Source organism: Streptomyces sp. NPDC096311, from assembly GCF_044763085.1.
In the GTDB taxonomy this organism is placed as follows: Bacteria; Actinomycetota; Actinomycetes; order Streptomycetales; family Streptomycetaceae; genus Streptomyces.
Genome location: NZ_JBIWFN010000002.1, coordinates 351,439 through 366,490 on the forward strand (window position 1 = coordinate 351,439; position 15,052 = coordinate 366,490).

The window sequence follows — 15,052 nt, forward strand, 5'->3', positions numbered from 1 at the left end:
AGACCGCCGAAACGGTGACGATCCCGGCGGTGTCGGCGCAACCCCAGGCGTGGATTCAAGGCCACAAGTGACGCACACCACACCGTTCTGCCCCATTTATGAATTTCGGAACCCTTGGAGCGTACGAGGCCCGAACGACTTTGCGGAACGCGTCACGGAGTGAGCGTATCGTTGCGTTTTGGTCGGGCACGTCCCAACGAAGTGCAGGAATGTGCTGGTTACCTCTCGGTAGAGATGACGATTCCGTTCCCGAGGTACACGATGGGGAACGGTGCAGACAGACCGAAAAACCGCCCCAGACAGCCCCCCAGACAACCCCTCGGGCAGCCCTCACACGCCCCTCTGACAGTGAAGGAACAGCGTGGCTTCCGGATCCGATCGCAATCCGATCATCATTGGCGGCCTTCCCAGTCAGGTCCCGGACTTCGACCCCGAAGAGACCCAGGAGTGGCTCGACTCCCTCGACGCCGCTGTCGACGAGCGCGGCCGTGAGCGCGCCCGCTATCTGATGCTGCGGCTGATCGAAAGGGCCCGCGAGAAGCGCGTGGCCGTGCCCGAGATGCGCAGCACGGACTACGTCAACACGATCGCCACCAAGAACGAGCCCTTCTTCCCCGGCAACGAGGAGATCGAGCGCAAGGTCCTCAACGCCACCCGCTGGAACGCCGCCGTGATGGTCTCGCGCGCCCAGCGTCCCGGCATCGGCGTCGGCGGTCACATCGCCACCTTCGCCTCCTCCGCCTCGCTCTACGACGTCGGCTTCAACCACTTCTTCCGTGGCAAGGACGAGGGCGACGGCGGCGACCAGGTCTTCTTCCAGGGCCATGCCTCCCCCGGTATCTACGCCCGCGCGTTCCTCCTCGACCGGCTCTCCGAGCAGCAGCTCGACGCGTTCCGGCAGGAGAAGTCGAAGGCTCCGTACGGTCTGTCCTCGTACCCGCACCCCCGCCTCATGCCGGGCTTCTGGGAGTTCCCGACCGTCTCCATGGGTCTCGGTCCGCTCGGCGCGATCTTCCAGGCGCGGATGAACCGCTACATGGAGGCGCGCGGCATCGCGGACACCTCCAAGTCACACGTCTGGGCGTTCCTCGGGGACGGCGAGATGGACGAGCCGGAATCGCTCGGACAGCTGTCCATCGCCGCTCGAGAGGGCCTGGACAACCTGACCTTCGTCGTCAACTGCAACCTCCAGCGCCTCGACGGCCCGGTACGCGGCAACGGAAAGATCATCCAGGAGCTGGAGTCCCAGTTCCGGGGCGCCGGCTGGAACGTCATCAAGCTGGTCTGGGACCGCACCTGGGACCCGCTGCTCGCGCAGGACCGCGACGGCGTGCTGGTCAACAAGCTGAACACCACCCCGGACGGCCAGTTCCAGACGTACGCCACCGAGACGGGCGACTACATCCGCCGGCACTTCTTCGGTGACGACCACCGGCTGCGGGCGATGGTCGAGAACATGACCGACGACCAGATCCTGCACCTGGGGCGCGGCGGTCACGACCACAAGAAGATCTTCGCGGCGTTCTCGGCGGCCAAGGCCCACGAGGGCCAGCCGACGGTGATCCTGGCGCAGACGGTCAAGGGCTGGACGCTCGGCCCGAACTTCGAGGGCCGCAACGCCACGCACCAGATGAAGAAGCTGACGGTCGCCGACCTCAAGGGCTTCCGGGACCGTCTGCACCTGCCGATCTCCGACAAGGAGCTGGAGTCCGGCGCGCCGCCGTACTACCACCCGGGCCGGAACTCGGAAGAGATCCAGTACATGCACGACCGCCGCAAGGGACTCGGCGGATACGTCCCCACGCGCGTCGTACGGTCGAAGCCGCTGGCCCTGCCGGACGACAAGGCGTACGCGAGTGTGAAGAAGGGCTCCGGTCAGCAGTCGATCGCCACGACCATGGCGTTCGTGCGACTGCTGAAGGACCTCATGCGGGACAAGGAGATCGGCAAGCGGTTCGTGCTGATCGCGCCGGACGAGTACCGCACGTTCGGAATGGACTCGTTCTTCCCGAGCGCGAAGATCTACAACCCGCTCGGTCAGCAGTACGAATCCGTGGACCGTGATCTGCTCCTGGCCTACAAGGAGTCGCCGACCGGTCAGATGCTGCACGACGGCATCTCCGAGGCGGGCTGCACGGCCTCGCTGATCGCCGCGGGTTCGGCGTACGCCACGCACGGCGAGCCGCTGATCCCGGTCTACGTCTTCTACTCGATGTTCGGTTTCCAGCGCACCGGTGACCAGTTCTGGCAGATGGCCGACCAGTTGGCGCGCGGTTTCGTCCTGGGTGCGACCGCCGGGCGTACGACTCTGACCGGTGAGGGCCTTCAGCACGCGGACGGCCACTCGCAGCTGCTCGCCTCGACCAACCCGGGCTGTGTCGCGTACGACCCGGCGTTCGGGTTCGAGATCGCGTACATCGTCAAGGACGGTCTGCGCCGGATGTACGGCTCGTCCGACGAACACCCGCACGGCGAGGACGTCTTCTACTACCTCACCGTCTACAACGAGCCGATCCAGCACCCGGCCGAGCCCGCGGACGTCGACGTGGACGGCATCCTCAAGGGCATTCACCGCTACTCGGAAGGCACTTCGGGTTCCGTCCCGGCGCAGATCCTGGCGTCCGGTGTCGCCGTGCCGTGGGCGGTCGAGGCGCAGCGGATCCTCGCCGAGGAGTGGAACGTGCGCGCCGGCGTCTGGTCGGCGACCTCCTGGAACGAGCTGCGTCGCGAGGCCGTCGACGTGGAGCGGCACAATCTGCTGCACCCCGAGGAGGAGCAGCGCGTCCCGTACGTGACGCAGAAGCTGAGCGGTGCCGAGGGTCCGTTCGTGGCCGTCTCCGACTGGATGCGATCGGTTCCGGACCAGATCTCGCGGTGGGTGCCGGGCACGTACCAGTCGCTGGGCGCGGACGGCTTCGGCTTCGCGGACACGCGCGGCGCGGCCCGGCGCTTCTTCCACATCGACGCGCAGTCGATCGTGGTCGCGGTGCTGACCGAACTGGCCCGTGAGGGCAAGGTCGACCGGTCGGTGCTGAAGCAGGCGATCGACCGCTATCAGCTGCTCGACGTGGCATCGGCCGACCCGGGAGCCGCGGGCGGCGACGCGTAGGCGCTGCGCGCGAGCGCCGGAGAAACGAACGACGGGCCATAGAGGCGCGGGAAGCTGGTCAGCCGGTTTCCCGTGCCTCTTGCGTGTGCCGTGTGCACCTACGATGCGGACATGAACGAGCGATCGGTGCAGGTCCGTTGGGAGCAGCGCACGCAGCGCCCCCTGCTGGGACTCGCGGTGGCCTTCGCCGTCGCCTACGCCGTGCCGATCGTGGACAGCGACGCGAGCCGTGGCCTGACGGGCGTGTGCACGGCCGTGGAGTGGACGGTGTGGGGCGCGTTCGCCGCCGACTATCTCGTGCGCCTCATACTCGTCCGGGACCGCAGGGACTTCGTCCGTACGCACTGGATGGACCTGTGCGCGGTGATCCTGCCGATTCTCCAGCCGCTGCGGCTGCTGCGGCTCGTCGCGACGCTCACGCTGGTCGGGCGGCGGGCCCGGATGGACCAGCAGATCCGGCTGACGACCTACGTCGGGGGCGCGGTCGTCGGACTGCTGATGTTCGGCTCGCTCGCGGTGCTGTCGGTGGAGCGGGAGTCGCCGAACGGGAACATCAAGACGCTGGGTGACGCCGTGTGGTGGTCGTTCACCACGATGACGACGGTGGGGTACGGGGATCACGCGCCGACCACCGGTCTCGGGCGGATGATCGCGGTCGGGCTGATGCTCTCCGGGATCGCGCTGCTCGGTGTCGTGACCGCGAACATCGCCGCGTGGTTCATCTCGCGGTTCGAGAAGGACGACGTGGAGGAGCGGCGGCAGACGGCGGCGATCGAGTCGCTCACGGAGGAAGTGCGGGCGCTTCGTGCGGAGGTGGCTGCGCTGGCTGGTGGGGTTCGGCACCCGGTGCCGGAGGGTGCGGAGGAGCGTTCGCGCTAGCGGGGGATGTTCTTCGGGTGCGGGTGCGGGTGCGGGGGGGCTGGGCGCGCGGTTCCCCGCGCCCCTTTGGGGGCGTCCCATGAAGGGGCGCTCCCGCCCCCTTCGGACTGCGGGCGCGCTGCCCCCCTCCGGCAGCGCGCCGCAGTTCCGGTGGTCCTCCCATGTCGTGCGGAGGACTTGACCCACTGTGACGTGCGACGGCTGCCGGGTGGGAGGGATCTTCAGCGCTGTCACCCGGATAGGTGAAACCTGCGCAAAACAGGGCTGGTCAGACGCGCGGACTCAGATATGGCCGGCGCCCGCCCCCGCCGCCTCGGCGTTGTCGCCCCGCTTGGTGAGGAGCGCGACGAAGACCGCCACGACGGCGACCCCGGCGGCGACCAGGCAGGCCAGGCTCATGCCGGAGATGAACGTGTCGTGGGCGACGGTCGTGATCTTCCCGGCGAGTGCGGCCGGAGTGCCCGGGGCGATCGGTGCCGCGCCGACCTGGACGGCCTCGGAGGCCTGGTCGAGCTGGGCCGGGGTGAGCGGCGGCAGCTTGGCGTCGGCCCAGTTGCCCGCGAGGTCGCCGTCGACCTTGGAGGCCATCACGGCGCCCAGCACGGCCGTACCGAGGCTGCCACCGATCTGCATCGCGGCCTGCTGGAGGCCGCCGGCCACACCGGAGAGCTCCATCGGCGCGTTGCCCACGATGACCTCGGTGGCGCCGACCATGACCGGCGCGAGGCCGAGACCGAGACCGGCGAACCAGAGCGACATGACGGCGCCGCTGGTGCCCGTGTCCAGCGTGGACATGCCGTACATGGAGATCGCGGTGAGGGCCATGCCGCCCGCCAGCGGGATGCGCGGGCCCGTCTTGGTGATCAGAGCACCGGCCAGCGGTGAGCCCACGATCATCATTCCGGTGAGCGGGAGGAGGTGCAGACCGGCGTCGACCGGACTCATGCCGTGCACGTTCTGCAAGTAGAACGTGACGAAGAAAAGGCCGCCCAGGAAGGCGATGGCCATCAGCACCATGAGGACCACACCGGCCGACAGCGGTACGGAGCGGAACAGCCCCAGCGGGATCAGCGGCTCCTCGACCCGCTTCTCCCACAGGGCGAAGAACACGAAGCCGAGCACCGAGGCACCCAGGAACGTCCAGGTCAGACCGTCGCCCCAGCCCCAGGCCGGGGCCTTGATGAGCGCCCAGACCAGGCAGAACATGGCGCCGGAGAGCAGCGCGATGCCCAGGACGTCAAAGGAGCGGGGGGCGTTCTCGGCGCGGTGGTCGAGGAGGATCACCAGGCCGAGGACCAGCGCGATGACGCCCACCGGCACGTTGATGAAGAACACCGACTGCCAGCTGACGTGCTGGACCAGCAGACCGCCGAGGATCGGGCCACCCGCGGTGGAGGCGCCGATGACCATGCCCCAGATGCCGATCGCCATGTTCAGCTTCTCGGCCGGGAAGGTGGCCCGCAGCAGGCCGAGCGCGGCCGGCATCAGCAGCGCGCCGAACAGGCCCTGGAAGACGCGGAAGGTGACGACCAGGGCGATGCTGCTGGAGAAGCCGATCGCGCCGGAGGCCGCGGCGAAACCGACCACGCCGATGAGGAAGGTCTGGCGGTGGCCGAAGCGGTCACCGAGCTTGCCTGCGGTGATCAGGGTGACCGCGAGCGCGAGGAAGTAGCCGTTGGTGATCCACTGGACGTCGGCGAAGCTCGCGTCCAGGTCCTTCTGGATGGCCGGGTTGGCGATGGCCACGATGGTGCCGTCCAGGGCGACCATCATGACGCCGACGGCAACGGTGAACAGGGTGAACCACGGATGGCCGCGCAGTCCGTCGGACGGCGCCTTGTCCGACGGAGTGACCGGAGCCTTGTCCCCCGAACCCGTCGTGTCGATGGTGGTCTGACTAGTCATACCTTCGAGGCTAGTGACAGCTACTGACAGTTGACAAACCAATTCACAAGTCGGTAACTGTCACGTCACCCACCCGTAGGCTGAGCTGGGCTGAAAGAACAGAAGAGGACCTCATGGAGACGACAGCCGCTCAGACGTCACCCCGGGCGGGTCTGCGCGAGCGCAAGAAGCAGCGCACCCGTGAGGCGCTCCTGCGGGCCGCCCTCGAGCTGTTCACCACCCAGGGTTACGAGCGGACGACCGTCGACGAGATCGCCGAGGCCGTCGACGTCTCGCAGCGCACCTTCTTCCGGTACTTCGCGGGCAAGGAGGAGGTCGCCCTGTTCACCCAGGGGGTCGCGGAGGCGCGCTTCCTCGCCGCCGTGCGCGAACGCCCGCCCCAGGAAGCCCCGTTGGAGGCACTGCGCCGCGCCGTCCTGGAGGGCTGGGACACCATCGGCGAGTCGATCGAGTCCGTCGTGCCGCTCGAACTGCACATGCGTGCCTACCAGTTGATCGAGTCGACACCCGCCCTCCTCGCCGCGTACCTGCGCCGCTCGGCGGAACTGGAGGAGGAGATCGCGCGGGTCATCGCCGAGCGCGAGGGACTCGACGTGGACGCGGACCCGAGACCGCGCGTCGCGGTGGCCGTGTTCGGCGGAGTGATGCGGATCACGGGCCGTCTGTGGAGCGAGGGGGCCGACCACAGCGTCCCGGCGATCCGTGAGCTGACCACCGCTTACCTCGACCAGGTGGGGCCCGCGTTGGCGGAGAAGTGGCGCACGGAGTGACGTAGGGAGTGACGTACGCAACGGCGTGCGGAATGACGTCTGGAGTGACGCACGGAACGATCAACTCCGGGCACCCAGCGTCACTATTTATCTGAAACTGAACCCGGTTTGCCCCAATTACCCTGCGAGAAACGTGATACCAGTCACTCGTTTAACGGGAGGCGCCAACCTTCTCCTAGGGTGTCCTCTCAGTGACTTCCTTCGACTCATCCCCCCAACTGAACGTCTGGCGCGCACTGCTCGCGCTGGCCGTGGTGTTCGTGATGCTGGCCACCAGTGGCTGGACCGCGCTCCAGGGCCATCGAGGGGCAACCCCTCTCCAGGCGTCCCGCTCCGCGTGGGAGCACGGCAGCGTCGCCGGACAGCGACTGCCTGACCCGGACACCACGCCGAGCCGCCTCGCCCGCTTCTTCGCGTCCCTCGACGTCCACGAGCGCACCCGTCTCGCCCACCGCTATCCGCTCGCGGTCGGCAACATGAACGGCGCGCCCGTGACCCTGCGCTACGAGGCCAACCGCGTCGCCATCGACCAGCAGCGCACGGTCGAGAAGAAGCGCATGCACGACAACCGGCTCTCGTCCCTGGGACAGCAGCAGGCCGGGCGCCGTATGCACCGCTACGAGGCGATGCTGCAGAAGGGGCGCGACTTCCTCGCCTTCGACCCGATGGGTTCGGGCCGGGTCGCCGAGGTCTTCGGAAGCCTCGACCGGGCCGAGCGGATCTCCATCGTGGTGCCGGGCGTCGACACCGATCTGCTCACGTTCCAGCGCACCAAAAAGAAGTACTCGGCGCCGGTCGGCATGGCGCAGGCCCTCTACGGGGCCGAGCACGCCGCCGCCCCCCAGGCCCGTACGGCCGTGATCGCCTGGGCCGACTACACCACGCCCAGCGGACTCGGCATGGACGCCGCCACCGGCAGCCGCGCCGAGGAGGGCGCGATCCGGCTGAACGCGCTGCTGCGCGCTCTGCCCGGCCGTGCGCCCGTCGCGCTCTACTGCCACAGCTACGGCTCCGTGCTGTGCGGCCTCGCCGCCCGCACCATGCCCTCCCGGGTCTCCGACCTAGCGGTCGCCGGCAGCCCCGGCATGCGGGCCCAGAAGGCCTCCTCGCTGCACACCACCGCCCGGGTCTGGGCGATGCGGGACTCCGGGGACTGGATCCAGGACGTGCCCTACCTCGAATTCGGCGGGCTCGGACACGGCGCCGACCCGGTGTCGAAGGCGTTCGGGGCCCGGGTGCTGTCCGCGCGAGGCGCGAACGGCCACGCAGGCTATTTCACGCCGGGCACCGAGAGCCTGCGCAACTTCGCCGAGATCGGCATTGGCGCGTACCAGGCGGTGCAGTGCGCACACGAGGATGACGCGTGCCGAGAGGGTTTGTCCGACGCCCCGGCGGCGGGACGCGCGTAGAGGACGAAGAACTGCGGTTCGCCCAGGGAGGCGACGCAGACGTGCGAGCCGCTTACGATGGCCCGCATGGGTGACGTACTGGCCGGATTTCATGCCGCCTGGGAGTTCGAGTCCGACTCCGTGCTCATCCGCTTCGAACGGGGGATCCGTACGCCGAAGCTGTTCCAGGCGCTCGGCGAACGGCGTATCCCCCTGGAGGCGATAGCGGGGGTCACACTGACGCCGGGCAAGCGCGGAACGGTCGTCCTGCACGCCGTGCCGCGAGCGGGCGCGGATCCGCTGATGGAGGCGGCCGCGGGACAGCTGAAGGAAGGGGGCGACCCCTATCGGCTGGTGCTGCCGGCCGACCGGGCGACCCTCGCCGAGTACTACGCGGACGAACTGCGCGCCGCGCTCACCGAGGACGCCGAACCGCCCGAGCGCTACCTCGTCGCGCCACCCGAGGCGCCGCTCCACTTCAAGGCGTACGACGGGAAGGCCTCTTTCGACGGCAAGGCGGTGTCCTTCCGCTGGTTCTGGACGGGCGCGTCCTCCGCCAAGTGGAAGGCCGGCGACCAGAGCTTCCCGGTCACCGGCCTCAGCGGGGTCGAGTGGCGCTCCCCCGAGGTCTTCGAGGGCCATCTGCGGCTCCTGCGGCGCGAGCCCGCCATCGCGCAGCCCGCCCAGGCGGACCAGGACCCGGCGGCGGTCGTCTTCGGCCTCGGGTACGGCCCCGTCCACGAGTCCCTCCCGTTCGCCGCCTCGGTCCTCGCGGCCGTACGGGCCTCGGGCCCCACCCCGGTGACCGCGGCTCCCCGCCGCGACCCGGCCGACATCGCCGACCGCATCCGCCATCTCGGCGAACTCCACCAGGCGGGCCTGGTCACGGACGAGGAGTTCACGACGAAGAAGGCGGAACTGCTGGCCGAGCTCTGATGTCGTCGGCGGGGTGCGGCTCTACTCCCGTCCCGCCGACGAGAAGGACATGTCCGCGTACCGCTCCCCGGCCACCTTCGAGGCGATCGGCTCCAGCACCGCCCACTCGTCCTCCGTCAGGACGATCCGCGTCGCCGCCGTGTTCTCCTCCACACGCGAGCGCTTGCGCGTGCCCGGAATCGGCACCACCGGCAACCCGAGCAACGACGCCTGCTGCTGCACCCAGGCCAGCGCGATCTGCCCCGGCGACGCCCCGTGCGCCTCGGCCACCGCACGCACCGGCTCCAGCAGCGCGGCGTTGGCGGCCGCGTTCTCGCCGGTGAAACGCGGCATCGTACGGCGGAAGTCGTCCGAGGTCAGATCCTGGTCGGCGTCGACGAACGAACCGGTGAGGAAACCGCGCCCGAGCGGCGAGTACGGCACCAGTCCGACGCCCAGCTCACGGACCGCCGGCACCACGCCCGCCTCGATGTCCCGGCTGAACAGCGACCACTCCGACTGCACGGCCGCGATCGGGTGCACGGCGTGCGCGGCGCGCAGCTCCCCGCCGGTGACCTCGCTCAGCCCGAGGTGCTTGACCTTGCCCTCGCGCACCAGCTCGGCCATCGTGCCGACGGTCTCCTCGATAGGGATGTTCACGTCACGGCGGTGCATGTAGTAGAGGTCGATCACGTCGACGTCCAGCCGCTTCAGGCTCCCCTCGACGGCCTGACGTATGTACGGCGCGTCATTGCGGATGACGCGCTTCGTCGGCTCGGCGGGATCGTAGGAGATGCCGAACTTCGTGGCGAGGACCACCTCGTCGCGGTGCGCCTTGATGAAGGGCGAAATGAACTTCTCGTTCTCCCCCATGCCGTACATGTCGGCCGTGTCGAAGAGCGTGACGCCGAGTTCCAGTGCCCGCTCCAGGGCCGCCCGGGCCTCGTCGGCGTCCGTGGGCCCGTACGCGAAGCTCATGCCCATGCAGCCCAGGCCCTGTACGCCGACCTCGGGGCCGCCGGTGCCCAGTTCCACCTTTGCGATCTTGCCGTCCGTCATCGGGACCTCTCCGACGCCAGGGCACGCCCGGCGTCCGCGTAGAAACTGATCTTGTGGTCGAGAACCGCCAGGGTGTCCTGGAGCTCGGCGATCCGCGCCAGGACGTCCCGACGGGTCGATTCGAGGAGCTCAAAGCGGTCGGTGTAGGTGTCGTCGCCCTCGCGCACCAGTTCCGCGTACCGCACCATGTCGGCGACCGGCATTCCGGTGAGGCGGAGCTTGCCGACGAAGGCGAGCCAGTCGAGGTCGCGGTTGCTGTAGCGGCGCTGGCCGGTGTGCGAGCGGTCGATGTGCGGCATCAGCCCGATCCGCTCGTACCAGCGCAGGGTGTGCGCGGTGAGGCCGGTGAAGGCGACGACCTCGCTGATCGTGTAGTTGTCCTGGCCGTCCGGGCGCCGGTGCCGGTGGGGCGGGGCGGCGCAGTCCCGGGTACGCGTACCGGTACCGGTCTCGGTGGCCTCGGCCGTGGTCTCCATCACCGTCATGACCTCCACGCTAAAACCTTCGAGTGCACTCGAAGCAAGCGGATTCGGGTGAGAACCCGTCCGGCGACGTCTGACGGACGCCCGCCGAAAATACTGAGACGTGCGCGGGGCACTCTGACTACCGTACGGATCATGAGTCTCGTACGCCGTGCCGTGCCCGAGGACGCCGAGGAAGTGCTGCGACTGCGCCAGGTGATGATCGACTCCGTCTTCGCCTCCGCCGGCCCCCCGTCCACCGAGTGGCACGCCCAGTCCCTCCCGACCGTACGCGGCAGGCTCGCCGACCCCGACGGGGACTTCGTGGCCTTCGTCGTGGGCCACCCGGACCGCCCCGACCGGCCCGGCGCTCTCGCGGCGCTCGTCGCGGGGACGATCGAGTACCGGATCGGGCGCGCGGGCAATCCGCACGGCGCGGTCGGGCACGTCTTCAGCGTCGCGACCGATCCGGACGCGCGTCGGCGGGGGTACGCGCGGGCGTGCATGGAGACGCTCCTCGACTGGTTCCGCGAACGCGGCGTCCTCCAGGTCGACCTCAACGCGTCCGCCGCGGCCGAGCCGCTGTACGCCTCGCTCGGATTCGTGCGCAAGCCCGACCCGTCGATGCGACTGCAGCTGTGAGCCGCTTAGGCTCGTAGGCATGTCTTTGCAGAACAGCCTGGCGTCGATCGATAACTGGCCCGTTCCCACGGCGGCCGCGGCCGTCGTCCGCGCGGACGGGGCGGTGCTCGGCTCGCACGGCCTTGTCGATCACCGTTTCGCCCTCGCCTCGGTCACCAAGCCGCTCGCCGCGTACGCCGCGCTCGTCGCGTACGAGGAGGGGGCGATCGAGCTCGACGAACCTGCCGGGCCGGCCGGGTCGACGGTTCGTCATCTCCTCGCGCACACCTCCGGGCTCGCGTTCGACGAGCACCGGGTGACCTCCGCGCCCGGGGAGCGGCGGTTGTACTCCAACGCCGGGTTCGAGGTGCTCGGGGACCATGTCGCCAAGGCGACCGACATCCCCTTCGGGGAGTATCTGCGGCAGGCGGTGCTGGAGCCGCTGGGGATGACGAGGACGTCGCTGGACGGCTCGCCCGCGAAGGACGGGGTGTCGACGGTGGCGGACCTGGTGCGCTTCGCGGCCGAGGTGCAGGCGCCGCGGCTGCTCGACCCGCGTACGGTCGCCGAGGCCATGACCGTGCAGTACCCCGGTACGAAGGGGGTGCTGCCCGGGTACGGTCACCAGAACCCCAACGACTGGGGGCTCGGCTTCGAGATCCGCGACTCCAAGTCCCCCCACTGGACGGGGGTTTCCTCCTCCCCGCGGACCTTCGGTCACTTCGGGCAGTCCGGTACGTTCCTGTGGATCGACCCGGTGGCGGGCGCGGCGTGCGTCGCCCTCACGGACCGCGCGTTCGGCCCCTGGGCGGCGGAAGCGTGGACGCCGTTCACGGATGGCGTCCTGACAGCCCTACGAGGCTGATCCCACCGTTCTTCTTCGGCCGCGGGCGGGTGGGGGCCGGCCGGTCGCGCAGGCCCCCGCGCCCCTCACGGGGCGGGGGTCATCTCCCACAGGAGCAGCTCCGCCGGGGCGCCCGCGACCGCTTCCAGGTCCTTGGAGTCGGTGATGCGGGCCGCGTCGCCGGGGCCCAACTCCTCGCCGTCCAGGAGCACTTCGCCGCGGACGACATGGACGTACACGAACCCTGCGTCCGGCACCGCCGTCCGCTCCCCCGCCGCCAGCCGCCGCACATGAAGCATCGCCCCGGCCTCGGGGACGGCGTACGGCGTGGAGTCGGCGATGCCGTGGACGACTTCGTAGGACGGTTCGCCGCCGGGTGACAGCGGGGCCAGCCACATCTGGACGAAGACGACGGGGACCGAGCCGTCGTTGCGTTCCACGTGGCGGACGCCGCCCGCGGAGCTGAGGCGCTGGACGTCTCCGGGGCGGACCACCGACTCGTAGCCCGCCGAGTCGCGATGGGTCAGCTCCCCCTCCACCACCCACGTGACGATCTCGGTGTGACTGTGCGGGTGCTCGTCGAAGCCGGAGCCGGGCGCGAGCCACTCCTCGTTGCAGGCGATCACCGCACCGAAGCGGAGGTTGTCGGGGTCGTAGTGCGGTCCGAAGGAGAAGGCGTGGAAGGAGGTGATCCCGGCGTCCGGGTCACCTCCGTGGTAGCGCTCGTCCGCGCGCCGTACGTCCATCAGATCCGCTCGTTCCGCCGTCGTCGCCGTACGTCCCTCACAACGGACACCGTAGCCCCGCCCCGGGCCCTCCCCCCGCCTACTTGCGACCCGCCGCCGCACGCCTCCGTCCTGATAAGGCAGTCTTGTCCCGTGCCCGAACCCGAATCCAGCAACACCGAGCGCCCAGCGCACGACATCCACGCGCACTCCGCGACCCTGAAGCGGCTGGAGAAGTCCTCCGGCAGTCTCGCCGCCCAGGCCATCGCGCGGATGGACGAGACGCTGCCGTGGTACCGGGCCATGCCACCGGAGAACCGCTCCTGGATCGGGCTCGTCGCTCAGGCCGGTATCGCGGCCTTCACCGAGTGGTTCCGGCACCCGAACGCCCCGCAGGCCATCTCCACCGATGTGTTCGGGACCGCGCCACGCGAGCTGACCAGGGCGATCACCCTGCGGCAGACCGTGGAGATGGTGCGGACGACCATCGAGGTCATGGAGAGCGCGATCGACGAGGTCGCCGCCCCGGGCGACGAGTCCGTACTGCGCGAGGCGCTGCTCGTGTACGCCCGGGAGATCGCCTTCGCCACCGCCCAGGTGTACGCGCAGGCCGCCGAGGCCCGGGGCGCCTGGGACGCCCGCCTCGAATCGCTCGTCGTGAACGCCGTGCTCTCCGGCGAGGCCGACGAGGGTGCCGTCAGCCGGGCCGCCGCCCTCGGCTGGAACTCGCCCGAACATGTCTGCGTGGTGCTGGGTACGGCGCCCGACGGTGACAGCGAACTGACGGTCGAGGCGATCCGGCGGGCCGCCCGGCACGCCAAGCTGCAGGTGCTCACCGGTGTGCTCGGGGACCGGCTCGTGGTCATCGCGGGGGGCAACAACAATCCGCTCGGGGTCGCGAAGTCGTTGATCGGGCCGTATGCCGCCGGGCCCGTCGTCGCGGGTCCGATCGTGCCCGATCTGCTCGCCGCGACCCGCTCCGCGCAGGCCGCCGCCGCCGGGCTGAAGGCGTGTTTCGCCTGGCAGGACGCCCCGCGCCCGGTTCTGGCGGACGATCTGCTGCCGGAGCGCGCGATCGCCTCGGACCCCTCGGCCCGCGAGCAACTGGTGGAGGAGATCTACAGACCGCTTGAAGAAGCCGGCTCCGCGCTGCTGGAAACGCTCAGTGTCTATCTGGAACAGGCGAGCAGTCTCGAAGGCGCGGCCCGGATGCTCTTCGTTCACCCCAACACCGTGCGCTACCGGCTCCGACGTGTGACTGACGTCACCGGTTGGTCGCCTTCGGATGTACGATCCGCGTTCACACTGCGGATCGCGCTGATCCTGGGGCGTCTGGCCGATGGGGATCCTCAAGCCTAGGCTTTTGTCGGGGCTCTACAATTCCCCTTCGTGTTCTTCGTCCCTGTCCCCACGGGCGGCCGTGGCCGTCCACAAGAGAGAGTGTGAGAGTGCTCGTACTCGTCGCTCCCGGCCAGGGCGCTCAGACGCCTGGCTTCCTGACCCCTTGGCTCGATCTCCCCGGTGCCGCTGACCGCCTCGCCGCGTGGTCGGACGCCATCGGGCTCGACCTTGCCCGCTACGGCACGCAGGCAGACGCGGACGAGATCCGGGACACGGCTGTCGCGCAGCCGCTCCTGGTCGCCGCCGGTCTCCTCTCCGCCGCCGCGCTCGGTGACGTCGCCGAGCTCGGCCCCGGTGCCGTCGCCGGTCACAGCGTCGGTGAGATCACCGCCGCCGCGTTCGCGGGCGTGCTCGACGCCACGGCCGCGCTGAAGCTCGTGCGCACCCGGGGCCTGGCGATGGCCGAGGCCGCCGCGATCACCGAGACCGGTATGTCGGCGCTGCTCGGCGGGGACCCCGAGACCACGGTCCCGCACCTGGAGAAGCTCGGCCTGACCCCGGCGAACGTGAACGGCGGGGGCCAGATCGTGGCCGCCGGCACGCTGGAGCAGCTCGCCGCCCTGGAGGCGGACAAGCCCGAGGGCGTCCGCCGCGTGGTGGCCCTGAAGGTCGCCGGCGCGTTCCACACGCACCACATGGCACCCGCGGTCGAGACGCTGGCACGAGCCGCCGAGGCCCTGAGCCCCGTGGACCCGAAGACCGCGTACGTCTCGAACAAGGACGGCAAGGCCGTCACGACCGGCGCCGAGGTCGTGCAGCGACTGGTCGGCCAGGTCGCGAACCCGGTCCGCTGGGACCTGTGCATGGAGACCTTCCAGGAGCTCGGCGCGACCGCGCTGATCGAGGTCTGCCCGGGTGGCACCCTGACCGGGCTCGCCAAGCGCGCACTGCCGGGTGTGAAGACCCTGGCGCTGAAGACCCCCGACGACCTCGACGCGGCTCGCGAGCTCATCGCCGAGCACGCCTCCGCCTAAG

At 69.8% G+C, this 15,052-nt stretch carries 13 protein-coding genes; 9 read left to right on the forward strand and 4 right to left on the reverse strand.

The features are described from left to right. The first annotated feature begins 361 nt into the window (after positions 1-361). Positions 362-3,109, forward strand: coding sequence for a pyruvate dehydrogenase (acetyl-transferring), homodimeric type (aceE, locus tag ACIRA5_RS06215; protein ID WP_403687823.1), 2,748 nt, complete (start codon positions 362-364; stop codon positions 3,107-3,109). 111 nt (positions 3,110-3,220) lie between these two features. Beyond that, positions 3,221-3,988, forward strand: coding sequence for a potassium channel family protein (locus ACIRA5_RS06220; protein ID WP_403687824.1), 768 nt, complete (start codon positions 3,221-3,223; stop codon positions 3,986-3,988). Positions 3,989-4,270: 282 nt separating this feature from the next. Here the strand turns inward: ACIRA5_RS06220 and ACIRA5_RS06225 are convergent, their stop codons facing one another. Then, positions 4,271-5,893, reverse strand: coding sequence for an MFS transporter (locus ACIRA5_RS06225; RefSeq protein WP_403687827.1), 1,623 nt, complete (start codon positions 5,891-5,893; stop codon positions 4,271-4,273). A gap of 113 nt (positions 5,894-6,006) precedes the next feature. Between ACIRA5_RS06225 and ACIRA5_RS06230 the strand changes: the two genes are divergently transcribed. From ACIRA5_RS06230 to ACIRA5_RS06240, 3 genes are all read left to right on the forward strand, one after another. Next, entirely contained in the window at positions 6,007-6,663 is a 657-nt protein-coding gene (locus tag ACIRA5_RS06230; protein WP_403687829.1) for a TetR family transcriptional regulator, read from the forward strand. A 191-nt stretch (positions 6,664-6,854) separates the two neighbouring features. Next, positions 6,855-8,072: an alpha/beta hydrolase gene (locus ACIRA5_RS06235; RefSeq protein ID WP_403687831.1), complete on the forward strand. Its 1,218-nt coding sequence runs from the start codon at positions 6,855-6,857 to the stop codon at positions 8,070-8,072. Between the two features lie 66 nt (positions 8,073-8,138). Beyond that, positions 8,139-8,987 carry a DUF4429 domain-containing protein gene (locus ACIRA5_RS06240; protein WP_403687834.1) on the forward strand — a complete coding sequence of 283 codons (849 nt, stop codon included), beginning with the start codon at positions 8,139-8,141 and terminating at the stop codon, positions 8,985-8,987. Between the two features lie 21 nt (positions 8,988-9,008). Here ACIRA5_RS06240 and ACIRA5_RS06245 read toward each other — a convergent pair whose 3' ends face one another. Next, positions 9,009-10,025 (reverse strand): aldo/keto reductase, encoded by a 1,017-nt coding sequence (locus ACIRA5_RS06245; RefSeq protein WP_403687836.1) that lies wholly within the window; start codon positions 10,023-10,025, stop codon positions 9,009-9,011. After that, entirely contained in the window at positions 10,022-10,510 is a 489-nt protein-coding gene (locus tag ACIRA5_RS06250; RefSeq protein ID WP_403687839.1) for a MerR family transcriptional regulator, read from the reverse strand. The genes ACIRA5_RS06245 and ACIRA5_RS06250 overlap by 4 nt, the downstream gene beginning before the upstream one ends. 132 nt (positions 10,511-10,642) lie before the next feature. Between ACIRA5_RS06250 and ACIRA5_RS06255 the strand changes: the two genes are divergently transcribed. Continuing rightward, entirely contained in the window at positions 10,643-11,128 is a 486-nt protein-coding gene (locus ACIRA5_RS06255) for a GNAT family N-acetyltransferase (RefSeq protein WP_403687840.1), read from the forward strand. Positions 11,129-11,147: 19 nt separating this feature from the next. Continuing rightward, the gene (locus ACIRA5_RS06260) at positions 11,148-11,972 is read left to right on the forward strand and encodes a serine hydrolase domain-containing protein (protein WP_403687843.1); all 825 of its coding nucleotides are present in this window, start codon (positions 11,148-11,150) and stop codon (positions 11,970-11,972) included. Between the two features lie 65 nt (positions 11,973-12,037). On the opposite strand, the gene ACIRA5_RS06265 is transcribed toward ACIRA5_RS06260, so the two are convergent. Continuing rightward, on the reverse strand, positions 12,038-12,697 hold the full coding sequence (locus ACIRA5_RS06265) for a pirin family protein (protein WP_403687845.1): 660 nt from the start codon (positions 12,695-12,697) through the stop codon (positions 12,038-12,040). Positions 12,698-12,829: 132 nt separating this feature from the next. Between ACIRA5_RS06265 and fasR the strand changes: the two genes are divergently transcribed. Next, complete coding sequence (fasR, locus tag ACIRA5_RS06270; RefSeq protein ID WP_099941150.1) at positions 12,830-14,035, forward strand: fatty acid biosynthesis transcriptional regulator FasR; 1,206 nt, start codon at positions 12,830-12,832, stop codon at positions 14,033-14,035. Between the two features lie 89 nt (positions 14,036-14,124). Continuing rightward, positions 14,125-15,051: an ACP S-malonyltransferase gene (locus ACIRA5_RS06275; RefSeq protein ID WP_403688604.1), complete on the forward strand. Its 927-nt coding sequence runs from the start codon at positions 14,125-14,127 to the stop codon at positions 15,049-15,051. Position 15,052: the final 1 nt, after the last annotated feature.